General features: G+C 72.4%; 18 protein-coding genes. 11 read left to right on the forward strand and 7 right to left on the reverse strand.

All coding sequences use genetic code 11. The annotated features are described in order from the left end of the window. Positions 1 to 178 precede the first annotated feature (178 nt). The 3 genes from ACIRFL_RS39775 (at position 179) to ACIRFL_RS39785 (ending at position 3,507) form a co-directional block, all read left to right on the forward strand. Positions 179 to 859, forward strand: coding sequence for an ABC transporter permease (locus ACIRFL_RS39775; RefSeq protein ID WP_404039332.1), 681 nt, complete (start codon positions 179 to 181; stop codon positions 857 to 859). Next, complete coding sequence (locus tag ACIRFL_RS39780) at positions 856 to 1,527, forward strand: ABC transporter permease (protein WP_404039335.1); 672 nt, start codon at positions 856 to 858, stop codon at positions 1,525 to 1,527. The genes ACIRFL_RS39775 and ACIRFL_RS39780 overlap by 4 nt, the downstream gene beginning before the upstream one ends. 1,059 nt (positions 1,528 to 2,586) lie before the next feature. After that, positions 2,587 to 3,507, forward strand: a complete 921-nt coding sequence (locus ACIRFL_RS39785) for an ABC transporter substrate-binding protein (protein ID WP_404039338.1) — start codon at positions 2,587 to 2,589, stop codon at positions 3,505 to 3,507. 70 nt (positions 3,508 to 3,577) lie between these two features. Here ACIRFL_RS39785 and ACIRFL_RS39790 read toward each other — a convergent pair whose 3' ends face one another. Further along, positions 3,578 to 4,732 carry an ABC transporter ATP-binding protein gene (locus ACIRFL_RS39790; protein ID WP_404039341.1) on the reverse strand — a complete coding sequence of 385 codons (1,155 nt, stop codon included), beginning with the start codon at positions 4,730 to 4,732 and terminating at the stop codon, positions 3,578 to 3,580. Positions 4,733 to 5,022: 290 nt separating this feature from the next. Here ACIRFL_RS39790 and ACIRFL_RS39795 point away from each other — a divergent pair, with 290 nt between their 5' ends. After that, positions 5,023 to 8,040, forward strand: a complete 3,018-nt coding sequence (locus ACIRFL_RS39795) for a family 78 glycoside hydrolase catalytic domain (protein ID WP_404039400.1) — start codon at positions 5,023 to 5,025, stop codon at positions 8,038 to 8,040. 87 nt (positions 8,041 to 8,127) lie between these two features. On the opposite strand, the gene ACIRFL_RS39800 is transcribed toward ACIRFL_RS39795, so the two are convergent. The 6 genes from ACIRFL_RS39800 to rhaI all read right to left on the reverse strand — a co-directional run bounded on the left by ACIRFL_RS39800 (position 8,128) and on the right by rhaI (position 16,190). After that, positions 8,128 to 8,769 (reverse strand): lactate utilization protein C, encoded by a 642-nt coding sequence (locus tag ACIRFL_RS39800; RefSeq protein ID WP_404039344.1) that lies wholly within the window; start codon positions 8,767 to 8,769, stop codon positions 8,128 to 8,130. After that, positions 8,766 to 10,298, reverse strand: a complete 1,533-nt coding sequence (locus tag ACIRFL_RS39805) for a LutB/LldF family L-lactate oxidation iron-sulfur protein (RefSeq protein WP_404039347.1) — start codon at positions 10,296 to 10,298, stop codon at positions 8,766 to 8,768. Before ACIRFL_RS39805 ends, ACIRFL_RS39800 begins: the two co-directional genes overlap by 4 nt. Further along, complete coding sequence (locus tag ACIRFL_RS39810) at positions 10,295 to 11,050, reverse strand: (Fe-S)-binding protein (protein ID WP_404039350.1); 756 nt, start codon at positions 11,048 to 11,050, stop codon at positions 10,295 to 10,297. The genes ACIRFL_RS39805 and ACIRFL_RS39810 overlap by 4 nt, the downstream gene beginning before the upstream one ends. A gap of 72 nt (positions 11,051 to 11,122) precedes the next feature. Next, positions 11,123 to 12,571: a rhamnulokinase family protein gene (locus tag ACIRFL_RS39815; RefSeq protein ID WP_404039352.1), complete on the reverse strand. Its 1,449-nt coding sequence runs from the start codon at positions 12,569 to 12,571 to the stop codon at positions 11,123 to 11,125. Continuing rightward, the gene (locus ACIRFL_RS39820) at positions 12,568 to 14,604 is read right to left on the reverse strand and encodes a bifunctional aldolase/short-chain dehydrogenase (RefSeq protein WP_404039355.1); all 2,037 of its coding nucleotides are present in this window, start codon (positions 14,602 to 14,604) and stop codon (positions 12,568 to 12,570) included. The genes ACIRFL_RS39815 and ACIRFL_RS39820 overlap by 4 nt, the downstream gene beginning before the upstream one ends. Positions 14,605 to 15,029: 425 nt before the next feature. Beyond that, entirely contained in the window at positions 15,030 to 16,190 is a 1,161-nt protein-coding gene (gene rhaI, locus ACIRFL_RS39825) for an L-rhamnose isomerase (RefSeq protein ID WP_404039358.1), read from the reverse strand. Between the two features lie 262 nt (positions 16,191 to 16,452). On the opposite strand from rhaI, the gene ACIRFL_RS39830 reads away from it, so the two are divergent. From ACIRFL_RS39830 to ACIRFL_RS39860, 7 genes are all read left to right on the forward strand, one after another. Beyond that, complete coding sequence (locus ACIRFL_RS39830) at positions 16,453 to 17,970, forward strand: sugar ABC transporter ATP-binding protein (protein WP_404039361.1); 1,518 nt, start codon at positions 16,453 to 16,455, stop codon at positions 17,968 to 17,970. Beyond that, positions 17,967 to 19,037, forward strand: a complete 1,071-nt coding sequence (locus ACIRFL_RS39835) for an ABC transporter permease (protein ID WP_404039363.1) — start codon at positions 17,967 to 17,969, stop codon at positions 19,035 to 19,037. The genes ACIRFL_RS39830 and ACIRFL_RS39835 overlap by 4 nt, the downstream gene beginning before the upstream one ends. Then, a complete protein-coding gene (locus tag ACIRFL_RS39840) occupies positions 19,030 to 20,004 on the forward strand; it encodes an ABC transporter permease (RefSeq protein ID WP_404039366.1) in 975 nt (324 codons plus the stop codon). Before ACIRFL_RS39835 ends, ACIRFL_RS39840 begins: the two co-directional genes overlap by 8 nt. 94 nt (positions 20,005 to 20,098) lie before the next feature. Beyond that, on the forward strand, positions 20,099 to 21,178 hold the full coding sequence (gene rhaS / locus ACIRFL_RS39845) for a rhamnose ABC transporter substrate-binding protein (RefSeq protein ID WP_404039369.1): 1,080 nt from the start codon (positions 20,099 to 20,101) through the stop codon (positions 21,176 to 21,178). Between the two features lie 84 nt (positions 21,179 to 21,262). Continuing rightward, positions 21,263 to 21,583: an L-rhamnose mutarotase gene (locus tag ACIRFL_RS39850; protein ID WP_404039371.1), complete on the forward strand. Its 321-nt coding sequence runs from the start codon at positions 21,263 to 21,265 to the stop codon at positions 21,581 to 21,583. A 139-nt stretch (positions 21,584 to 21,722) separates the two neighbouring features. Further along, the gene (locus ACIRFL_RS39855; RefSeq protein ID WP_404039373.1) at positions 21,723 to 22,742 is read left to right on the forward strand and encodes a LacI family DNA-binding transcriptional regulator; all 1,020 of its coding nucleotides are present in this window, start codon (positions 21,723 to 21,725) and stop codon (positions 22,740 to 22,742) included. Between the two features lie 98 nt (positions 22,743 to 22,840). Continuing rightward, positions 22,841 to 24,142 (forward strand): alpha/beta fold hydrolase, encoded by a 1,302-nt coding sequence (locus ACIRFL_RS39860; RefSeq protein WP_404039375.1) that lies wholly within the window; start codon positions 22,841 to 22,843, stop codon positions 24,140 to 24,142. Positions 24,143 to 24,149 lie beyond the last annotated feature (7 nt).

The following is a 24,149-nucleotide window of genomic DNA, read 5'->3' on the forward strand; positions in this document are numbered from 1 at the left end:
GCCTGTGGAGCGCCGGTAAGACGGGCACACGTGCCCGCACAGCGCGGTGAAGCAGGAAGCCCCCGGAAGGGTCAGACGACCCAGGCCGGAATCCCTGGACTTTAGGCCAGGGAGCACGTCAAACCCGTACGGGTCAGCACGACGAGCCGGCCGTGTGGCCCGCCGGTGCAATGGAGCCGTGACCGCGCCCCCGCACGACTGCCTCGCGCGCAACGAATGGATCTGCGGTGCGTATCTGAGCACCCGGCGCCACATCCTGCTCGACGCCGTGGTCCAGCATGTGTGGCTGACCTCCCTCTCGGTGCTGATCGGCCTCGCGGTCGCCGTCCCGCTGGCCGTGCTCGCCCGCCGCTGGGCATGGGCCGCCGGGCCCGTCCTCGGGGTCACGACGATCCTTTACACGATTCCGTCCCTGGCCATGTTCTCCCTGCTCCTGCCCCTGTACGGGCTCTCCGCCGGCCTCGTCGTCGCCGGGCTCGTGCTCTACTCGCTGACCCTGCTCGTCCGCAACATCCTCGCCGGGCTGCGGGCCGTCCCCGAGGAGACCCGGCAGGCCGCGCGAGGCATGGGCTACGGCCCGATCCGCCTGCTGCTCACCGTCGAGCTGCCGCTCGCCCTGCCCGCCGCCATGGCCGGACTGCGCATCGCCGCGGTCTCCGCGGTCTCCCTGGTGACCATCGGCGTGATCGTCGGTTTCGGAGGGCTCGGCAATCTCATCTACGCGGGAATGAACACCTACTTCAAGGCGCAGGTGCTGACGGCGTCGGTGCTGTGCGTGCTGATCGCTGTCGCGGCCGATCTGCTGCTGCTCGGCGTGCAGTGGCTGATCACTCCCTGGGCGCGGGCGGCCCGCGCATGACGACCCTCACCGCCACCTGGCACTGGCTCGCCGACCCGGCGCACTGGACGGGCGAGGACGGCATCCGGCACCGGCTGCTGCAACACCTCGTGCTGACCGTCGTCTGCCTGGCCGTCAGCTGCGCCGTCGCGCTGCCCGTCGCCCTGGTCCTCGGCCACCTCGGCAAGGGCGGTGTCCTCGCGGTGAACATCTCCAACGCCGGCCGGGCCGTGCCCACGTTCGCCGTGCTGGTCCTGCTGCTGCTCACCCCGGTCGGCCGCTGGGGGGAGGGGCCCACCGTGCTGGCCCTGGTGCTGTTCGCCGTGCCGCCGCTGCTCACCAACGCGTACGTCGGCATGCGTGAGGTCGACCGCGGTGTCGTGCGGGCGGCGCGGGGGATGGGGATGACCGGGCGTCAGCTGCTGTTCCGGGTGGAGCTGCCGCTCGCCCTGCCGATGGTCCTGGGCGGCGTGCGGATCGCCGCCGTCCAGCTCGTCGCCACCGCGACCATCGCCGCGCTGGCGGGCGGGGGCGGTCTCGGCCGCATCATCACGGCGGGCTTCAACCTCGCCAGCACCCCGCAGGTGGTGGCCGGAGCGGTCCTGGTGGCCGTCTTCGCCCTGCTCGTCGAGGCCGTCTTCGAAACCGCCGAACGCCTGTCCCCACGCCGGCTGAGACCACCCCGATGACCCCGACCCGGCCGGCGTCCCCAGCCGACCCCGAGCCACGGCACGACGGGAGACGAGGGGAGACGCGGGATGCGGGAGGCGCAGGAGATGTGGGAGACGGGGGAAGCGGAGGAGACGTGGGAGACCCGGAGATGCGGGAAGTCGGAGATCGGGAGACATGCGAGATGTGAGAGACCGGGGGAGCGTAGGAGACGGGGGAGACGCATGCTCGGCGGATCAACGACGACGCCGGGCTCCGCCTCCCCCGCTCGCCCGCAGGCGACCTCGCCGGACGGCAGGCCGCGATAGGCCGGCGGGTCGGCAGGCTACGGCGGACCGATGGGAGGCGGCGGTCGGTGGGAGGCGGCGGACCGGTGGGAGGCGGCGGGTTGGTGGGGCGTGTGGGTCGGCAGGCTGTGCCGGTCGGCAGGTCGCGGTGGGGAGTGGGCGTGGCGGGTCGGCAGGCTGTGGTGGGTCAGCAGGCTGCGGTGGGCCGGTTGGTGTTGGTGGGCTGGTGGGGTGTGGTGGTTCGGCATGCCGTGGCGGGGCGGCAGGCTGGGGCGGATCGATGGGACGCGGCGGGTCGGCAGGATGCGCTGGTCGGCAGGCTGTGCCGGTCGGCTGGCCGTGGCGGGGTCGGCAGGCCGTGGGGGGCAGGCCGTGGGGCGGCAGGGGGAATGAGGCGTGAGTGACAGGTCGGGTGTGGCGTGGTGTTGGGGGGTCCTGGGTCGGTGGCGTACGCGGAGCGGCCGGGGCGTTGCCGGTCCGTGGCGTGGGGCGCGGGCGCAGGACGGGCCGGCTCAGGGGTCCCGGCCCCCGGCCCTGTCCGGCAGGGCGGCCGCGCCCCGCCGCTCGTCCGCGCTGCTTCGGCTGCTCGGCGTCGCCCGGTCGGTTCGGGCCGACGTCGGTGTCACGGCGGTCGGTCGTGCGGGCGTGGTGGCCGCGGGGACCGCCGGGCGGCGGTACGGGCGGTTGCCGGTTCGCGGTCCCGGGTGGCCGTGGGGTCGGCGGGGTGCCGCTGCCCGTCGGCGTCCGTGCGGTGCGCGGTGGGCCAGGGCGCTCTCGGCCGGTGCGGCCCTCGTGGCGGCCGCGTCGCTCCTGCTCACCGGGTGTGTCACCGGGCCCTCCCTGGAGAACCGCGGCGCGGTCACCGCCTCGCCCGGCGACAGCCGGCGGCTGACCATCGGATCGGCCGGCTTCACCGAGAGCGATCTGCTCGCGCAGATGTACGCGCTGCTGCTGAACCGGGCCGGCTACCGCACGTCCATCCTCACGGTCGCCAACCGCGAACTGTACGAACCCGCCCTGGAATCCGGCCAGATCGACGTCGTACCGGAGTACGCGGCCACCTTCGCCGACTGGCTGGCCGCCAAGGCCGACGGCCCGCAGGCGGCACCGGCCGGCTCGCCCGACCTGGCCGCCACCATGACCGCCCTGCGCCGGCTCGCCACGCCCCGCGGCCTCACCGTCCTGGACCCCGGTCGGGCGGTCGACCAGAACGCCTTCGCGGTGGCCCGCTCGTACGCCCGCGAGCACCGGCTCCGAACGCTCAGCGACCTCGGCGCGTCGGGGCTCGGGGTGCGGCTCGCCACGGGCGACGAGTGCGTACGGCGGCCGTACTGCGCACCGGGGCTGAGGAAGACCTACGGCATCGATGTCATCGGCGTCGACCCCAAGGGCGTCGGCACCACTCAGGCCAAGCGGGCCGTGCAGAGCGGTCGGGACCAGATGGTGCTCACCACCACCACGGACGCCACCCTCGACCAGTTCGGGCTGGTACTGCTCGCCGACGACAAGCACCTGCAGAACGCCGACTACGTCGTCCCCGTGGTCAACCGCGCCCGCGCGGGCGGTGCGGGCGTCACCACGGCGCTCGGCAGGCTCAACGACGTCCTCACCACGGCGGACCTGGCCGCCATGAACGAACAGGTGGACAGCTGGCGCCGACTGCCCGCGGACGTGGCCCGAACCTATCTGCGCGACAAGCACCTGCTGAAGTAGCCCCCCACCCCACCGGACCCCCTCGGCCGCGCGCCCCGCCCACGCCCCCGACCGGCCGTGGCGCGAGCGGTCAGGCGTCCGCCACCGAGTCGAAGGGCACCTGGCGGCGCGGTACGCCGCGGGCGTCCGCGTCCACCGAGCGGCGCAGCGCCTCGTGCAGCTTGGCCGGGGTCAGCACCCCGAGGAAACGCGCGCCGTCGAGCACCGCGACCCACCCGGCGTCGTACTGCAGCATCACCCCGAACGCCTGCTTCAGCGGCGCCCCCACCGGCACCCAGGCCGTCATCCGGTGCGCGAGCCGGCCGACGGGCCCGCCCGCCGCGAGCCCGTCGATGCCCACCCAGCCGTGCAGGTCGCCGTGCGCGTCCAGGACGACGGCCCAGCGCGCCCCCTCGGCCCGCAGCCGCTCCCGGGCGCGTTCGGCGGGCTCGTCGAGGCGGGCCACGGGCGGCTGCTCCAGGTCGTCCGGTTCGATCGCGGTGACCGACAGCCGCTTCAGCCCCCGGTCGGCGCCGACGAACGAGGCCACGTAGTCGGTCGCGGGCGTGCCCAGCACCGCGCCGGGCGTGTCGAACTGCTCGATCCGGCCCTGCCCGTACACCGCGATCCGGTCGCCGAGCCGCACCGCCTCCTCGATGTCGTGCGTGACCAGCAGCACCGTCTTGCGCACCGCGGCCTGCATGCGCAGGAACTCCTCCTGCAACTGCTCGCGCACCACCGGGTCGACCGCCCCGAACGGCTCGTCCATGAGCAGCACCGGCGGGTCGGCCGCGAGCGCCCGCGCCACGCCGACCCGCTGCCGCTGCCCGCCCGACAACTGGTCCGGATAGCGCGGCCCGTGGACGGCCGGGTCCAGCCCCACCAGGTCGAGCAGTTCGGCGGCCCGCGCCCGCGCCTTCGCCTTCTTCCAGCCGAGCAGGGCGGGGACGGTCGCGGTGTTGTCGAGGATCGTGCGGTGCGGGAACAGGCCCACCTGCTGGATGACGTACCCGATCCGGCGGCGCAGCCGTACCGGGTCGACCGCGGCGACGTCCTCACCGCTCACGAGGACGCGTCCGGAGGTCGGATCGATGAGCCGGTTGACCATCATCATGGTCGTGGTCTTGCCGCAGCCGGACGGGCCCACCAGCGTGACCAGTTCGCCCTCGGACACCTCGAAGGAGAGGCCGTCCACGGCCGTCGTACCGTCCGGGTACCGCTTGGTGACCTGCTCGAACCGGATCATCACCCCACGCTAGCCGCGCCGCATCCGGCATGCCCGACTCCGTTTTTGAAAAGTTTCAAACCGATCTCCGAAGTGCCCAGCCTGTGCGGCTCGGGCGCCGTAATCCGGGGATTTTTCGTCCTGCACGAGTCCTGGACACCCCTCACGCCCGCCGCTAGCTTCAACCGTCGACCGTATTGAATCGATACAACTCCGAGACAACTCAGACCGGCCGAAGGGATGACGGCGTGACTGACGGAGTGCGACGAAGGACGGTTCTGACCACGGCTCTGGGAGCCGTACCGATAGCCATGGCGGGCGGCGTCGGCGGCGCCGGCACCGCGGGGGCCGCGCCCGGCGCCGCACGCGGCGAGGTGACCGGTCTGACGGTGGAGCACCGCACCGATCCGCTCGGCGTCGACGCGGACCGGCCCCGGTTCGGCTGGCGCACGGACTCGGCGGTACGGGGCCGCCGCCAGCTCGCCTACCGCATCCGGGTGGCCTCAGCCCCCGCCCGGCTGACCGACGGCCGACCGGACGTCTGGGACAGCGGCAAGACCGCCTCGGCGGACTCGGTCGCGGTGCCCTACGGCGGCCCACCGCTGGCCGCCGCCACCCGCTACCACTGGACGGTGACGGTCTGGCACGAGGACGGCCGCTCGGCCACCGCCCCGCCCGCCCGCTTCGAGACCGGCCTGCTCGGCACCGACGGCGTCACCGGCTGGGACGGCGCCAAGTGGATCACCATGGCGGGCAAGCGGCCGCACAGCGCCGGAGCGCCGCTGCTGCGCAGACAGACGGCGCTCACCGGCCGCCGGGTGCGCGAGGCCCGGCTGTACGTCTCGGCCCTCGGCGTGTACGACGCCTACGTCAACGGCCGCCGGGTCGCGGTGCCCCAGGGCGCCGGCAGCACCTACGAACTGCTCGCCCCGGGCTGGACGAACTACGACAGCCGGATCAGCTATCTGACCTACGACGTCACCGGGCTGGTGGCGGGCGAACGGCAGGTCACGCTCGCCGCGGTGCTCGGCAACGGCTGGTACAACTCCCGTGTCTCCGAGGGCAGCACCTACTACAAGCCGGCCGGCAACCCGCTCGCCCTCAAGGCCAAACTGCTCGTCCGCTACGCCGACGGCACCACCCAGACGGTCGTCACCGAACCCGGCGACGACTGGCGTGCCACGGACCAGGGCCCGTACCGCGCCGACGACATCTACGACGGCCAGACCTACGACGCCCGCAGGGAACTGCCCGGCTGGAACGCGAACGGCTTCGACGCCACCGGCTGGACCGGCGTCGAGGAGCACGGTTTCGCCGCCGCGTTCCCCGCCGCGAAGCTGGTCGCCTACCCGGGCGAGAGCGCCCGGCTGATGCCCGAGTGGGACCGCAGACCCCGCTCGGTCACCGTCGTCACGGGCGTCACCGGCGAGGCCGGCAGCCGTAACGGCAGGGGCCGTGTCGTCGCCGACCCGGCCCGCACGGTCACCGACCCCGAACGGGCGGCCACCGCCGAGGTGACCATCGGCCCCGGCGAGACGGCGGTCTTCGACCTCGGCCAGAACCTGGTCGGCGTCCCCCGCTACACGCTGCGCGGCGCCGCGGGCACCGAAGTCGCCTTCCGCTTCGGCGAGATGCTCAACGACGACAGCCCGGGCGCCGACGGCCCGGCCGGCTCCGTGTACCGGGCCAACCTGCGCGGCGCGAAGGCCACCAGCACCTATGTCCTGCGGGGCGGCGGCCGGGCCGAGACCCACCAGGACTCCCTGACCTTCTACGGCTTCCGCTATGTCTCCGTGACCGCGACGGACCGGGTCACCGTCACCGGCCTGACCGGCAGGGTCGCCACCTCGGCGATCCGTGACATCGGCTCCGTCGCCACCGACGACGACAAGGTCAACCAGCTGATCTCCAACGTGCGTTGGGGCCAGCGCGGCAACTACCTGTGGGTGCCCACCGACTGCCCGCAGCGCGACGAGCGGCTGGGCTGGACCGGCGACACCCAGCTGTTCTGCAACACCGGGCTGTACAACGCCGACGCCGTCGCGTTCCTCAGCCACTTCGAGGAGAACCTGATCGACTCGCAGCGCATCTACGGCCTCGACGGCGCCCAGTTCACCGCGGTCGCCCCCGGCAACCGCTACAACGCCGCCGCCCCGGTGAGCGGCTGGGCGGACTGCGGGGTGATCGTGCCCTGGACGGTGTGGCAGATGAGCGGCGACCGGACCATCGTCGACCGCAGCTGGGAGGCGATGACCCGCTACCTGGACTGGATCCGGCGCAGGGGCGGCGACAGCCACGCGGGTCAGGGCGCCCTCTTCGCCGACTGGCTGGCCCCGCAGAGCACCGGCACCCAGCTGATCAGCGACGTCTACTACGGGTATGTGACCCGGTTGATGGCCCAGATGGCCCGGGCGACCGGGCGGGCCCGCGAAGCGGACGCGTACGAGGGCCTGTTCGCCGATATCAAGCGGGCCTTCATCGCGAAGTACCTCGTCACCGACGGCGCACGGCTCACCGTACGCTCCAGCCTGGGCGGCAAGCCGATCAACGGCCCCGACCCCGAGGACGACAGCCAGACCGCCCTGCTGTGGGTCCTCAAGCTCGGTTTCTACGACACCGAGGCCCAGCGCCGCGCCCTCGTCGCGCTGCTCGCCGACAACATCGGCAACGACGCCGCCTACAAGGCCGCCCACCCCGGCAGCACCCGTGTCCAGTACGCGGAGAACACCCTGGCCGTGGGCTTCCTCGGGGTGAACGTGCTCGCCCCGGTGCTGACCGACGAGGGGCGCGCTGACCTCGCGTACCGGCTGGTCCACCAGAACGCGATGCCCTCCTGGCTGTACTCCGTGGACAACGGCGCCACGACGGTCTGGGAGCGCTGGAACTCCTACTCCGAGCAGGACGGTTTCGGCCCGGTCGAGATGAACTCGTTCAACCACTACTCCTACGGCGCGATCATGGAGTGGATGTACGAGAGCATGGCCGGCATCGCCAAGGACCCGGACCACCCGGGCTTCCAGCACTTCTTCCTGCGCCCGCACCCGGACCCCACCGGAAGGATCACCCAGGTGTCCGGCTCGCACCTGTCGCCGTACGGGCAGATCGTCAGCGCCTGGTCGGTGCGGGACCGCACGCTGCACTACCGGGCCGCCGTCCCCGCCAACAGCACGGCGACCCTGCGCATCCCGGCCACCGGACCGCACACCGTGCGGGAGGGGCGCACCCCGCTGTCCCGGGTGCCCGGCGTCGAGTTCGTGGGCTTCGCCGACGGGATCGCCGACTACCGGCTGCCGTCCGGCCGTTACGAACTGACCGCCGCGCAGGGCTGACCGCAGCGCAGGGCCGACCGCCGAGGCGGGGCCGGACGCGGACCGGGCCCGCACGGCACACCGTGCGGGCCTGGTCGAGGGCGGTCCTCAGCCGACCAGGACGACCTCCAGCGTCCGGGGCCCGTGCACCCCCTCCACCCGGTCCAGTTCGATGTCGCTGGTCGCCGACGGGCCGGAGATCCAGGTCGACGGCCGCTGCGGATCGAGGCGTTCGAGCGCCTGCGGCACGGCCGAGACGACCTGCTCGGGGACCCGGACCACACAGATGTGGTGGTCCGGGACCAGAGTGATCCGACGCCGGCCCTGGTCCGGCGCACCGTCCAGCACGATGGTGCCGGTCTCGGCGATCGCCACCGCGCACGCCGTGACCACGCTGTCGACCCCGTCGAGTTCGCGCGCGGTGCTCTCGGCCCGGTCGGCGACCCGGGCGACGTCCGTCGCCGCGAGCCAGCCCGCGTCGAGACCGGGCGGCACCAGCACCGACCTCGCCCCGCGGTCCGCCAGCAAGCCGGCGATCAGCGCGGGCAGTTCACCGGCCGCGCAGCGGTGCACGAGCGCCCGGTAGTCGGCGAGGTTCTCCGCGAGCAGATCCACCGTCTGCGCGGCGTCGCGCTCCCCGTGCGCCCGCAGATAGTCCCGGGCGACGGCCCGTTCGTAGGGCGGGTCGTCGGCCGGCACGTCGGCGAGCGCGCGCCGCACCCGGCCCAGGATCCGTTCCCTGCCGCTCACCGCGCGGCCCCCTTCCCGCCGTCGGTTCCGTGTGTGCCGGGCGCACTGTGTGTGCCGGTTGCTCCGGTCGTGCCCCGGGTGCGCTGCCACCAGTCGCGGAACGGCTCCGCCGGCACCGCCGGCAGATCCCGGGTGGCGCTCCACGCCCGGCCGGGTCCTGGCAGGGTGCGCGGGTGCAGCCGGCGGGTGCGGGAGGCCAGCCGCTGACCCGTGCGCAGCGTCCCGGGGTGCGTCAACGCCCAGCGGGCCGCCCGCATCGCGGCCCGTTCCGCCGCGTGCCCCTTGGCCGGCCGCAGCACCACCTTGTTGCCCTCACGGGTCGCCGGGCCGCCCTCGACGACCCGCTCCCGCAGGTGCACCAGCACCTCGGGGATGTCGATGGCCACCGGGCACACCTCGTAGCAGGCCCCGCACAGCGAGGACGCGTACGGCAGCGAGGCGTCGATCTCGCTGGCCGTGCCCCGCAGTTGGGGACTGAGGATGGCGCCGATCGGACCCGGGTACACCGAGCCGTAGGCGTGCCCGCCCGCCCGCTCGTACACCGGGCACACGTTCAGACAGGCCGAGCAGCGGATGCAGCGCAGCGCCTGCCGGCCCACCTCGTCGGCCAGGGTGTCGGTGCGGCCGTTGTCGAGCAGCACCAGATGGAAGACGCGCGGACCGTCCTCGTCGGCGGTGCCCGTCCACATCGACGTGTACGGGTTCATCCGCTCGGCCGTCGAGGAGCGGGGCAGCGTCTGCAGGAACACCTCCAGGTCCCGCCACGTCGGCACGATCTTCTCGATGCCGACCACCGAGATCAGCGTCTCGGGCAGGGTCAGGCACATCCGGCCGTTGCCCTCGGACTCCACGACCACCAGCGTGCCGGTCTCCGCGACCATGAAGTTGGCACCCGAGATGCCCACCTTGGCGCGCAGGAACTTCTCCCGCAGATGCAGCCGGGCGGCCTCGGCCAGCTCGGCGGGCGAGTCGGTCAGACCGTCGGGGGCCGGACGGCCCCACTCGCCCATCTCCGCGCGGAAGATGTCGCGGATCTCGCCGCGGTTGCGGTGGATGGCCGGAACCAGGATGTGCGAGGGCCGGTCCCTGCCCAACTGCACGATCAGCTCCGCGAGATCGGTCTCATAGGCGTGGATGCCCTCGGCCAGCAGGGCTTCGTTGAGCCCGATCTCCTGCGTGGCCATCGACTTGACCTTCACGACCTCCGACTCGCCGGTCTCCTTGACCAGTCGGGCGACGATCCGGTTGGCCTCCTCGGCGTCCGCCGCCCAGTGCACGACGCCGCCCGCGGCGGTCACCGATTCCTCCAACTGGACGAGATACGCGTCGAGATGACGGAGCGTATGGTCCTTGATCCGTTTACCGGCCTCGCGCAGCTGCGCCCAGTCGGACACCTCCGCGACGGCCTTCGCCCGCTTGGCGCGGATGGTGTGCGTGGCGTGCCGCAGATTGCCCCGCAGCGTCGCGTTGCCGACCGCCTCGTGCGCGGCCTTCGGAAACGCCGGCATGCCGACGAACGTCCCGCTCATGGCGCCGGTTCCTCCTCGGTGCTCGCCAGGATCTCAGCGATGTGGACCGGCCGCAGGCCGGACTTCAGACGGGTCATCGTCCCGCCGATGTGCATCAGACAGGAGTTGTCGGCCGCGCACAGCACCTGCGCGCCCGTCGCCTCGGCGTTGCGCACCTTGTCCTCGCCCATCGCCGCCGACACGTCGGCGTTCTTCAGCGCGAATGTGCCGCCGAAGCCGCAGCACTCCTCGGCGCCCGGCAGCTCGACCAGCTCAAGGCCCCGCACCGCGTCGAGCAGCCGGCGGGGCCGGTCGCCGAGCCCCAGGCCGCGCAGTCCGTGACAGGTCGGGTGGTAGGTCACCCGGTGCGGGTAGTACGCCCCGACGTCCGTCACCCCCAGCACGTCCACCAGGAACTCCGTCAGCTCGTACGTCTTGGGCACGACGGGCGCGAGCGTGGCGGCGAGCGAGTCACCGCGGCCCTCCGCCCGGGCCCGCTCGCCCATCCGCGGATACAGCTCCCGCACCATCGCCCCGCAGGAGCCGGACGGCGTCACGATCGCCTCGTACTCCCCGAAGACATCGGAGAAGTGCCGGGCCATCGGTTCCGCCTCATGCCGGTAGCCGGTGTTGTAGTGGGCCTGTCCGCAGCAGGTCTGGGCCAGCGGGAAGTCCACGTCGACACCCAACCTGGTCAGCAGCTTCACCACCGCGCGACCCGTGTCCGGATAGAGCGTGTCGTTGACACAGGTCAGGAACAGTGCGACACGCATCGCGGCTCCCTTGTGATCGATCATCCGATGAGTGCAGGGTAATGGGCGGCGCCCCGCCGGGCGAGACCCGGCTCACCTCGCGGTGAGCCGCGCCTCCGCCTCCCGCCATCGCGCGGCGTCGCCCCGCGGCTCGTAGCGGGTCAGCGGCTGGGTGCGGGCCAGCAGCGCGCGCATGGCGGCGCGGTCCCCGACGAGCCCGTGGGCGCGGGCCTGGACCAGCACGTTGCCGAGGGCCGCCGCCTCCGTCGGCCCCGCCACCACCGGCAGCCCGCAGGCGTCCGCGGTGAGCTGGCACAGCAGCGCGTTGCGGGTGCCGCCGCCGACGATGTGCACCACGTCGACGGGGTGGTCGGCCAGCCGCTCGGCGTCCGCGACGGCCCGGCGATGGGCGAGCGCCAGGGAGTCCAGGATGCACCGGGTGACCTCGGCCGGGGTCCGCGGCACCGGCTGCCCGGACGCCCGGCAGGCCTCGGCGATCCGGTCCGGCATCCGCCCGGGCGCGAGGAAGGCCGCGTCACCCGCGTCCACCACCGATCGCAGCGCCGGCACCTCGGCCGCGTCCCGCAGCAGCCCGCCGAGGTCCGGGTCGCCCCAGGCCCGTACGGACTCCTGGAGCAGCCACAGGCCCATGATGTTGCGCAGATAGCGGACCGTGCCGTCAAGACCCAGCTCATTGGTGAAGTTGGCGGCCCGGCTCTGCTCCGTCAGCACCGGCGCGGTCAGTTCCAGGCCCGCCAGGGACCAGGTGCCGGTGCAGATGTAGGCGAAGCGTTCGCCCCCGGCCGGTACGGCGGCCACCGCGGACGCGGTGTCGTGCGAGGCGACCGTGGTCAGCGGCACCGGACCGGTCAGGCCGGTCTCCTCCAGCACCTCGGCGCGCAGCAGGCCCGCCGGATCGCCGGGCCTGCGCAGCGGGGCGAACAGCCCGAGGTCGATGCCCAGCCGGTCCGCGACCGCGTGCGCCCAGGTGCCGGTGCGCGGGTCGACGAGCTGGGTGGTGGAGGCGTTGGTCAGCTCGGTGCCCTGCTGCCCGGTCAGCCAGTACGCCAGCAGATCGGGGATCAGCAACAGGCGCGCCGCGTGCGCGAACTGGTCGGTCGAGCGGGCGGCGGCCAGCTGGTACAGCGTGTTGAAGGGCGCGTACTGCACCCCGGTGGCCGCGTACAGCTCGGCCGCCGGGACCGTCGCCCACACCTTCTCCGCAACGCCCTCGGTGCGCGGGTCGCGGTAGTGCACCGGGTTGCCGAGGAGGGCGCCGTCGGCGTCCAGCAGGCCGTAGTCGACGGCCCAGCTGTCGATGCCGACCGAATCCACCCGGCCGGCCGCCCGCAGCCCCTCCAGCACCCCCGCGTACAGGGCCAGGACGTCCCAGCGCAGCCCCTCCGGCAGCCGGACGGGCCGGTTGCCGAAGCGGTGCGCCTCGCGCAGCTCCAGCGTGTCGTGGCCGACGCGGCCGACCATCACGCGCCCGCTGGAGGCGCCGAGGTCGACCGCAGCGTACGCCCGGACGGCAGCGCTCATCGCAGGAACGCGGCCGCCACGCCCGCGTCGACCGGGATGTGCAGCCCGGTGGTGTGGGTGAGCTGCCCGCCGGTGAGCGCGAACACGGCGTTCGCCACGTGCTCGGGCAGCACCTCCCGCTTGAGGATGGTCCGCTGCGCGTAGAACTCGCCCAGCTTCTCCTCCTCGACGCCGTACACGGCGGCCCGCTGGGCGCCCCAGCCGCCCGCGAAGATCCCGGAGCCGCGCACCACCCCGTCCGGGTTGACCCCGTTGACCCGGATACCGTGCTCGCCCAGCTCGGCCGCCAGCAGCCGGACCTGGTGGGCCTGGTCGGCCTTGGTCGCGGAGTAGGCGATGTTGTTGGGTCCGGCGAACACGGCGTTCTTCGAGGCGATGTAGACGATGTCGCCGCCGAGCCGCTGCGGGATCATCACCCGCGCCGCCTCGCGCGAGACGAGGAAGGACCCACGGGCCATGATGTCGTGCTGGAGGTCCCAGTCCCTCGTGGAGGTCTCCAGGAGCGGCTTGGAGACGGAGATCCCGGCGTTGTTGACGACGAGGTCGACGCCGCCGAAGGCCAGCAGCGCCGCCTTGAAGGCGTCCGCGATCTGCTGCTCGTCGGTGACGTCCACGGTCACGGCGACGGCCTTGTCGGGCCCGCCCAGTTCCTCGGCGACCTCGGCGGCGCCGTCCGCGTTGACGTCGGCGACGACGACGCACGCGCCCTCGGCCGCCAGCCGGTGCGCGATCGCCCTGCCGATCCCGCTGCCCGCGCCCGTCACCAGCGCCACCCGGGTGGCCAGCGGCCTGGGCTGCGGCATCCGCTGGAGCTTGGCCTCTTCGAGCGCCCAGTACTCGATGCGGAACTTCTCCGCCTCGTCGATCGGCGCGTACGCCGAGACCGCCTCCGCACCGCGCATCACGTTGATCGCGTTGACGTAGAACTCGCCCGCCACCCGGGCCGTCTGCTTGTCCTTGCCGAAGCTGAACATGCCGACGCCGGGCACGAGCACGATCGCCGGGTCGGCGCCGCGCATCGCGGGGGAGTCCGGCAGGGCGTGTCGCTCGTAGTAGGCGGCGTACTGCTCGCGGTACTCGGCGTGCAGCTCGGCCAGCCGGGCGACCGCCTCCTCCAGCGGCGCGGACGGCGCCACGTCCAGGACCAGCGGACGCACCTTGGTGCGCAGGAAGTGGTCGGGGCACGAGGTGCCGAGCGCCGCGAGCCGCGGGTGCTCGGCCCGGGCGAGGAAGTCGAGCACGACGTCGGAGTCGGTGAAGTGCCCGACCTGCGGCCGGTCCTGGGAGGCGACGGCCCGCACGTACGGCGCGAGCGCGGCGGCCCGCTCCCGCCGCTCGGCCTCGGGCAGGGCTTCGTAGCCCTCGATCACCGGCCCGAACGGCTCCGCCCTGCCCCGCTGCGCGAGGAAGGTCTCCGCGGTGCGGATGATGTGCAGCGAGTTGCGCTCGCACTCCTCGGCGGTGTCGCCCCAGGCGGTGATCCCGTGCCCGCCGAGGACACAGCCGATCGCCTGCGGGTTGGCCTCCTTGACGGCCGCGATGTCCAGCCCGAGCTGGAACCCGGGCCGCCGCCACGGCACCCACACCACGGTGTCGCCGAAGCACTCGGCGGTCAGCTTCTCGCCGTCCGCCGCGCAGGCCAGCGCGATGCCCGAGTCGGGGTGCAGATGGTCCACGTGCGGGGCGTCCACCAGCCCGTGCATCGCGGTGTCGATGGACGGCGCCGCCCCGCCCTTGCCGTGCAGGCAGTAGTCGAACGCGGCGACCATCTCGTCCTCGCGCTCCACGCCCGGGTAGACACCGGTGAGCGCGCGCAGCCGGTCGAGGCGCAGCACGGCGAGCCCGGCCTCGGTGAGCGTGCCGAGGTCTCCGCCGGACCCCTTGACCCACATCAACTCGACGTCGCCGCCGGTGACGGGGTCGGTCGCGGTGCCCTTCGCCGACGCGTTGCCGCCGGCGTAGTTGGTGTTGCGCGGATCAGCGCCCAGCCGATGCGACCGAGCCAACAGACCGGCAACTTCAAGGTGCGTCATGAACGTTCAGTCCTTACTGGAAGTGAAGAAGAGAAAGAAAACCCGGAACCCTGACGGCACCGGCCCCTGATGGCGGCGCCCCAAAGGGGCACGAGGAACGGCGCGCCGAGCCATGGCCCACCCGCAGCCGCCCACGGACCGCTCCGGGCCCCGAAGGGGCGCGGGGAACTGCGCGACCAGCCACAACGCACCCGCAGCCAACCACCGACCCCCCCGGCCCCCGGCGGAGCCCCCCGCGGGGAACTGCGCGACCAGCCACAACGCACCCGCACACGACTGACGACCCATCGCTGCTGACGACGCATCGGCGCTGACGACGCATCGGCGCTGACGCCGCACGGCCAACGCCACAACCGGGCCAACGCCACAACCGGGCCAACGCCACAACCGGGCCGACGCCGCATCCCGGCCAACCCAGCGGAGCGCTACGCGCCCCACCCCGCCTGCTGCCCGCCGACGCGCTCCGCCGCGATCTTCTCGGCCCACCCGGACCGGGCATACGCGCCCATCGGATCGGGGTCAAGCCCCATCTCCTCGCGCACCTCGGCCAGCAACGGCCGCACATCCGTGTTGTACGCGTCCATCAGCACGCCGTTCGCGCCGAGCACGTCCTCGGCCCGCTGCGCGGCGGCCAGCGCCTCCGCGTCCACCAGGAGCGCCTTCGCGGTGGCCTCCTGGACGTTCATCACCGACCGGATGATGGCCGGCACCTTCGGCTCGATGTTGTGGCACTGGTCCAGCATGAACGCCACGTCGGCGGTGAACCCGCCCCCGCGCACCACCTCGTACATGATCCGGAACAGCTGGAACGGGTCGGCCGCACCGACCATCAGGTCGTCGTCGGCGTAGAAGCGCGAGTTGAAGTCGAATCCGCCGAGCTTGCCCTCGCGCAGCAGCGTGGCCACGATGAACTCGATGTTGGTGCCCGGCGCATGGTGCCCCGTGTCCACCACGACCTGCGCCTTCGGCCCGAGCTTGAGGCAGTGGGCGTACGCGGTGCCCCAGTCGGGCACGTCCGTGGCGTAGAAGGCGGGCTCGAAGAACTTGTACTCGAGCAGCATCCGCTGCCCGTCGCCGAGCCGTGCGTACACCTCGGCGAGCCCTTCGGCGAGCCGGTCCTGGCGGCCGCGCAGATCGTCCTGGCCGGGGTAGTTGGTGCCGTCGGCGAACCACAGCTTCAGGTCCTGCGAGCCGGTGGCGTCCATGATGTCGACGCATTCGAGCAGATGGCCGATCGCCTTGCGGCGCACCGCGGCGTCCGGATGGCAGATGCTGCCCAGCCGGTAGTCGTCGTCCTGGAAGGTGTTGGAGTTGATAGCGCCGAGCCGCAGCCCGCGCTCCTCGGCGTACCCGGCGAGGGCGGCGTAGTCGTCGACGGTGTCCCAGGGGATGTGCAGGGCGACGGTCGGCGCGACCCCGGTGAAGGCGTGCACCTGCGCCGCGTCGTCCAGCTTCTCCCGCGGCGAGCGCGGAACGCCCTGCTGGGCGAACACCTTGAAACGGGTCCCCGAGTTGCCGTACGCCCACGACGGCGTCTCGACGGCCTGGGTCTTGAGCGCGGCTTTCACCGCGGCGAGGTCGGTCACTTCAGGGCTCCCGTGAAATCGGTTGGAACGGCTGAGCGGGTGAAACGATTCAGACCCGCAAGCTATGAGCACTCCGAAGGGGTGTCAAGCTCTTCCACTCACCCGGTTTTCCGTGATCCCGCCGTGACCTTCAACTATCGAAAGTTTTTCGACACGGAACCATTGACGTGACATGGCTGCCATGTCTAACGTCCCGGCAATCCAGTTGAAACCTTTCACGACGCCGTGGGGGCCATCCCGCAGGCGTCGTCGAGGAGCCCCCATGACCCACCCGTCCGACACGGGACCGGCGCCGGTGCTGGCGCTGAAGGACGTCTCCAAGTCCTTCGGCGCCGTACGGGCCCTGCGGGACGTCTCCCTTGAGCTGTTCCCCGGCGAGGTGCACGCCCTCGCCGGGGAGAACGGCGCGGGCAAGTCGACGCTCATCAAGACGCTCGCCGGGGTGCACCGACCGGACGCCGGTCAGGTGCTGCTCGACGGCGAGCCCGTCGTCTTCCACGGACCCGGTGACGCCCGCGATGCCGGCATCGCCGTGATCTACCAGGAACCCACCCTCTTCCCCGACCTCTCGATCGCCGAGAACATCTTCATGGGCCGCCAGCCGCGGCGCGCCCTCGGCCGCATCGACCACCGGGCCACCCACGCGGCCACCGCCGCCCTGATGAAGCGGCTCGGTGTCGAACTCGACCCGGACCGCCCGGCCCGCGGCCTGTCCATCGCCGACCAGCAGATCGTCGAGATCGCCAAGGCGCTGTCCTTCGACGCCCGGGTCCTGATCATGGACGAGCCGACGGCGGCGCTGACCGGCAGCGAGGTGGCCCGCCTCTTCGGCGTGGTCGAGACGCTGCGCGAGCAGGGCGCCGCCGTACTGTTCATCTCGCACCGGCTGGAGGAGATCTTCCAGATCTGCCGGCGCGTGACCACCCTGCGCGACGGCGCCTGGATCGCCAGCGAACCCCTCGCCGGCATGACCGAGGACGACCTGGTACGCCGCATGGTCGGCCGCGACCTCGACGAGCTGTACCCGAAGCAGACCGTGCGGCCGGGCGAGGTCGCGCTCAGCGTCCGCCGGCTGACCCGCGAGGGCGTCTTCACCGACGTCTCCTTCGAGGTGCGCCGCGGTGAGATCGTCGGCCTCGCCGGGCTCGTGGGCGCCGGCCGCACGGAGGTCGCCCGGGCGGTCTTCGGCGTGGACCGCTGGGACGCCGGCGAGGTCGAGGTCGCCGGCCGGCGGCTGACCAACGGCGCGCCCTCCGCGGCCATGGCCGCCGGGCTCGCCCTGGTCCCCGAGGACCGGCGCGCCCAGGGCCTGGTGATGGACATGTCCATCGAACGGAACATCGGGCTGACCGGGCTGCGCAGCACCGTGCGCGCGGGGCTCGTGGACCGCGGCGCCGAGCGCAGCCGCGCCCTCGACTGGGCGGTCAGGCTGCAGGTGAAGTACGCCCGGATCGCCGACGCCGTCGCCACGCTCTCCGGCGGCAACCAGCAGAAGGTCGTGCTCGCCAAGTGGCTGGCCACCGGCCCGAAGGTGCTGATCGTCGACGAGCCGACCCGCGGCATCGACGTCGGCACCAAGTCCGAGGTGCACCGGCTGCTCGGCGAACTGGCCGCCGACGGCGTCGCGGTCCTGATGATCTCCTCCGACCTGCCCGAGATCCTCGGCATGGCCGACCGCGTGCTCGTGATGCACGAGGGCCGGATCACCGCCGAGATCCCCCGCTCCGACGCCACCGAGGAAACCGTGATGGCCGCAGCCACGGGGAGGGCCGCCGCATGACGGTGACCACCCCGAACCAGACCCCCGTCGCCGAGGTGCCGAAATCCAGCGGCACCCGCCTGGTCGACCGCGTCTTCCGGATGCGCGAACTCGCCATCCTGGTCGTCTTCCTGGTGATGATCGCCATCACCCAGGCGGGCAACAGCGAGTTCCTGTCCGAGCAGGGCATCAAGGACCTGCTGCTCAACGCGACCATCCTGGTGCTGGTCGCCACCGGCCAGTCGCTGGTCGTCATCACCCGCAACGTCGACCTGTCGGTCGGCTCCACCCTGGGCATCAGCGCGTTCGCGGCCGGCACCTATCTGCACAGCGGCGGCAACCCGGTCGTCGCCGTCGTCCTCGCGGTCCTGCTGGGCGTCGGCTTCGGGCTCCTCAACGGCCTGCTGGTCAGCCTCGGCCAGGTGCCCGCCCTCGTCGTCACCCTCGGCACGCTGTACATCATCCGCGGCATCGACTCCATCTGGGTCGGCTCCCGGCAGATCACCGCGGCCGACCTGCCGGGCGGCTTCGTCGACTTCGGCTCCGGCGGGCTGTCCGCCGTGCCGTGGCTGGCCCTGATCGCGCTGGCCGTGCTGGTCGCCACCGCCTACTACCTCAAGCACTTCGGCAGCGGGCGCGAACTGTACGCGCTCGGCTCCAACCCGGAGGCCGCCCGGCTCGCCGGCATCCCGGTGCGCAAGCGGATCCTGGCCGCGTACACCTTCTGCGGCGCCCTGGCCGGCCTTGCCGGCGCGATGTACCTGGCCCGGTTCGGCAACGTCGACTCCGGCACCGGCAACGGCTACGAACTCACCGTGGTCAGCGCGGTCGTGGTCGGCGGCGTCGTCTTCACCGGCGGCTCCGGCAGCGTCTACGGCGCGGCCCTCGGCGCCCTGCTGCTGACCTCCGTCAACAGCGTGCTGCCCGCCCTCGGCGTCAGCTCGGTCTGGGTGCTCGCCATCAACGGCATCCTGCTGCTCCTCGCCATCGCGGTCGACCGGGTCGTCGCGCTGCGGGTGGCCTCCGCCCTGAAGAAGTCGGCTGCGAAGAAGACGGCCCCGAACAAGGAGAACGGCCGCCATGCCTGAGTCGTTGACGCGCGCGATCCGCTGGGACACGGTCGTCGGTGCGCTGCTCGTCGTCCTGCTGCTGCTCTCGTTCGGCTTCGTGGACGGCTTCGGCAACGCCCTGAACCTGTCCTTCCTGATCGGCAACACCCTCCCGATCGCGCTGATCGCCCTGCCGATGACCCTGCTGGTCGTCTCCGGCGAGATCGACCTGTCGGTGGCCTCCACCGCCGGCCTGTCGGGCGCCGTCATGGGCAAGCTGTGGAACCAGGGCATGACGATCGAGACGATCATCCCGCTGTGCCTGCTGCTCGGCCTGGTGTGCGGACTGATCAACGGGCTGCTGGTGACCCGGCTCGGGCTGCCGTCGCTCGCCGTGACCATCGGCACCCTCGCCGCCTACCGGGGCATCGCCCAGATCGTGCTCGGCTCCGACGCGGTCACCGACTTCCCCACGCAGTACCTGGACTTCGCGGCCGGCCGGATCGGGGACACCTTCGTACCGCAGGCCCTGCTGCCCTTCCTGGTGCTGCTCGCCATCGCGGTGGTCGTCCTGCACGCCACCCCGTTCGGCCGGTCGCTGTTCGCGGTCGGCGCCAGCGAGGAGGCCGCCCGGTTCGCCGGCATCCGGGTCAAGCGGGCCAAGCTCCTGCTGTTCGCCGCCACCGGCCTCATGGCCTCCCTCACCGGCGTCTTCTGGGCCCTGCACTACGCCAGCGCCCGCTACGACAACGCCACCGGACTCGAACTCTCCGTCGTCGCCGCGGTGCTGCTCGGCGGCATCGACTTCGACGGCGGCAAGGGCACGCTCGGCGGTGCCATCGCGGGCGTCTTCCTGCTCGGCGCGCTGCAGAACGTGATGAGCCTGCTGAACGTCTCCGCGCAGTCGCAGATCGTCGTCACCGGTGTGCTGCTCGTCGTCTCCGTGCTCGGCCCGCGGGTCGCGCGCCAGATCTCCGTCGCGAGAGCCGCACGCTCCACCGGATAGGCAGTCCGAACGCCGCGGCCGTCCGTGGCCGGTCGCGCAGTCCTCCGCGCCCCTTGGGCAACTCCGTACTCACCTCCGTCAGAAAGAACCCGCCATGCGAACGTCTTCGATCCGCCGTACCTGCGCGGCCCTCGCCGCCGCCACCTCCCTCGCCCTGGCCGTGACCGCCTGCGGCGGCACCACCAAGAACGACGTCAAGGACTCCGGCGGCTCGAACACCGCGGCCGGCACGGCGAACCCCGACGCCGCCCTGAAGAAGGGCCTCACCGTCGGCTTCCTGCCCAAGCAGGTCAACAACCCCTACTTCACCACCGCGGACAAGGGCGGCGAGAAGGCCGTCACCGAACTCGGCTCCACCTACAAGGAGGTCGGCCCCTCCAGCGCCACCGACACCGCGGGCCAGGTGAGTTACGTCAACACCCTCACCCAGCAGCAGGTGGACGCGATGGCCGTCTCCGCGCAGGACCCGGGCGCCCTGTGCACCGCGCTCAAGCAGGCCATGAAGAACGGCATCAAGGTCGTCACCTACGACTCCGACACCACCCCGGACTGCCGCAACGCCTTCATCTCCCAGGCCAGCGCGGAGGACCTGGGCCGCACCGAGGTGCAGCTGCTCGCCGAACAGATCGGCTACAAGGGCGAGATCGCGATCCTGTCCGCCGCGCAGACCGCGACGAACCAGAACACCTGGATCGACTTCATGAAGGAGGAGCTGAAGGACCCCAAGTACAAGGACATCAAGCTCGTCAAGACCGCCTACGGCAACGACGACGCCCAGCAGTCCTTCCAGCAGACCCAGGGCCTGCTCCAGGAGTACCCGAACCTGAAGGGGATCATCTCCCCGACCACGGTCGGCATCAAGGCCGCGGCGCAGTACCTGTCCGGCTCCAAGTACAAGGGCAAGGTCAAGCTGACCGGCCTCGGCACCCCCAACGACATGCGCAAGTACGTCAAGAACGGCACCGTCGACGCCTTCGAGCTGTGGGACCCGGCGCGGCTCGGCGACCTCGCCGCCCGCACCGCCGTCGCGCTGGCCTCCGGACAGATCACCGGCAAGGAGGGCGAGACCTTCAAGGCGGGCGACACCGAGTACACCATCGGCAAGGACGGCGTGATCAACCTGGGCAAGCCGACCGTGTTCGATGCGAAGAACATCGACCAGTTCGACTTCTGATCCGCGCCGGCCGCTGATCCGGGTCGGCCACCGATCCGGATCAGCCACCGAACCCTGTCACCTTCTCGTCCCCAAGGGGTGTTGATGCAGCGCGTGTGCTTCCTGCTGAAGGTCCGCGCGGACCGGCTCGACGCGTACCGCGAGCGGCACGCCGCCGTCTGGCCCGAGATGCGCGCGGCGCTCTCGGCCGCCGGCTGGCACAACTACTCGCTCTTCCTGCGCGAGGACGGCCTGCTCGTCGGCTACCTGGAGACCGAGGACTTCGCGGCGGCTCAGGCGGCCATGGAAGCCACCGACGTCAACGCCCGCTGGCAGGCGGAGATGGCGCCGTTCTTCGAGTCGCTGGACGGCGCCAGACCCGACGAGGCCATGAGACCGCTCACCGAAGTGTTCCATCTGGCCTGATCCCCGGAGCCCGCTCATGAGCGGACCCACCGTGCCGGCCGGCTTCGACCTGCCCGCGTGACCAGCCCGTAGCGGGGCGGCGCCGACGGTAGTGTGAAGGTTTCCCGCCGCCCCTCGTCTCCCAGGAGGTCCCCGCCCGATGGCCCAGTCGGTGGGTATCAAGGACGTCGCCCGCGCCGCCGGAGTGTCGGTGGGCACGGTCTCGAACGTCATCAACCGCCCGGACACCGTCGCGAGCGAGACCCGTGCCCGGGTGCAGTCCGCGATCGACCGGCTCGGCTACGTACGCAGCGAGTCAGCGCGCCAGTTGCGCGCGGGCCGCAGCCGGATCATGGGCCTGCTCGTCCTCGACATGGGCAACCCGTTCTTCGTCGACCTGGCGCGCGGCGCCGAACGGGCCGCGCGGGACGCCGGGCTCGGCGTGATGGTCTGCAACAGCGCGCAGAACGCCGGGGAGGAGGCCGAGTACCTGGCCCTGTTCGCCGAGCAGCGGGTGCGCGGGGTGCTGCTCACCCCGGCCGACGCCACCGGCCGCAACATCGCGGCCTTCCGCCGGCACGGCATCCCGTTCGTCCTGGTCGACCGGGTCGCCGAAGGCACCACCGAGTGCTCGGTCTCCGTCGACGACGTGGCGGGCGGCGCGCTGGCCGTGCGTCATCTGGTGGACGCCGGGCACCGCAGCATCGCCTACGTCAGCGGTCCGCCCGGCCTGAACCAGGTCCGCGACCGGCGCACCGGCGCCCTGAACGCGCTCGCCGAGGCCGGGCTCGGCCCGCAGTGCCTGCGGGAGCTGCCCACCGAACGCCTCGACGTCGCCGCCGGACGGGACGCGGGCGCCCGGCTGCTCGGCCTTGCCGACCGGCCGACCGCCGTCTTCTGCGCCAACGACCTGCTCGCCCTCGGCGTCCTGCAGGCCATGTACGCGGCCGGGGTCGTGGTCCCGGACGACCTGGCGATCGTCGGCTACGACGACATCGAGTTCGCGGCGGCCGCCGCCGTCCCGCTCACCTCGGTCCGCCAGCCGGCGGTGACCATGGGCGCCCTCGCCGCCGAACTGCTCCTGGAGGAGACGGAGGCGCCGAACGGCACCCATGAGCACCGGCGGGTGGTGCTCCAGCCGGAGTTGGTGGTGCGCCGTTCGAGTCTCGCCGCCCGCTGACCGCCCGGCCCGCGGCCGAACCATGATCCCGGGTGTCCGAGGGCCGGCGGACATGTGCTGAACTGGGACGCGTCCATCCGTCAGTCCCGGGAGACCTGTTGAGCCACCGTTACCGCCAGCCCGGCGTCGTCCTCACCGACCACCGCTTCACCGTGCCCCTGGACCACGCCGACCCCGCGGGCGAGACCATCGAGCTGTACGCCCGTGAGGTCGTCGCGAGCGACAAGGCCGACCGGGACCTGCCCTGGCTGGTCTTCCTCCAGGGCGGCCCGGGGCACGGGGCGAATCGTTTCATCGGCAGACAGGCATGGCTCGGCCGGGCCCTGGAGGAGTACCGGGTGCTGCTGCTCGACCAGCGCGGCACCGGCCACTCCACGCCCGCCACCCGGCAGACGCTGCCGCTGCGCGGCGGCCCCGCCGAACAGGCCCGCTACCTCACCCACTTCCGTGCCGACTCGATCGTCCGCGACTGCGAGCACATCCGCCCGCGACTGACCGGCGGCGCCCCCTGGACCGTGCTCGGCCAGAGCTACGGCGGTTTCTGCACGGTCACCTATCTGTCGCTCGCCCCCGAGGGCATGAACACCGCGGTGATCACCGGCGGGCTGCCCTCCCTGGACGCCCACGCCGAGGACGTCTACCGGGCCGCCTACCCGCGCGTCGAACGCAAGGTCGGCGCCCACTACGCCCGCTACCCGCAGGACGTCGAGCGGGCCCGGCACATCGCCGAGCACCTGCTCAACCACGAGGTGGTACTGCCGGGCGGCTACCGGCTGACCGTCGAGGCGTTCCAGTCCCTCGGGCTGATGCTCGGCACGGGCGACGGCAGCCACCGACTGCACCACCTGCTGGAGGACGCCTTCGTGCGCACCCCGTCGGGCCCCGAGCTGTCCGACGCCTTCCAGGAGACGGTCCGGGGCCTGCTCTCGTACGCGGCGTTCCCGCTGTACGCGCTCGTGCACGAGTCCATCTACGGCCAGGACGCCCGCCCCACCGCCTGGGCGGCCGAACGCGTCCGCGCCGAGTTCCCGCAGTTCGACGCGGCCAAGGCGCTCGCCGGTGACGCGCCGGTGCTGTTCACCGGGGAGACCGTGCACCCCTGGATGTTCGAGACCGACCCGGCCCTGCGTCCGCTGCGCGAGACCGCCGAGCTGCTGGCCGCCCGCGCCGACTGGCAGCCGCTGTACGACCCGGCCCGCCTCGCCGCCAACGAGGTCCCGGTCGCCGCGGCCGTCTACCACGACGACATGTACGTCGACACCGAACTCTCCCTGCGGACCGCCCGCGCGATCCGAGGCCTGCGCACCTGGGTCACCGACGAGTTCGAGCACGACGGCCTGCGCGTCGGAGCGCCCCGTGTCCTGGACCGTCTGCTGGCCCTGACCCGCGACGAGGCGTGAGCGCCGC

Source organism: Streptomyces sp. NPDC102462, assembly GCF_044765425.1.
Lineage (GTDB): Bacteria > Actinomycetota > Actinomycetes > Streptomycetales > Streptomycetaceae > Streptomyces.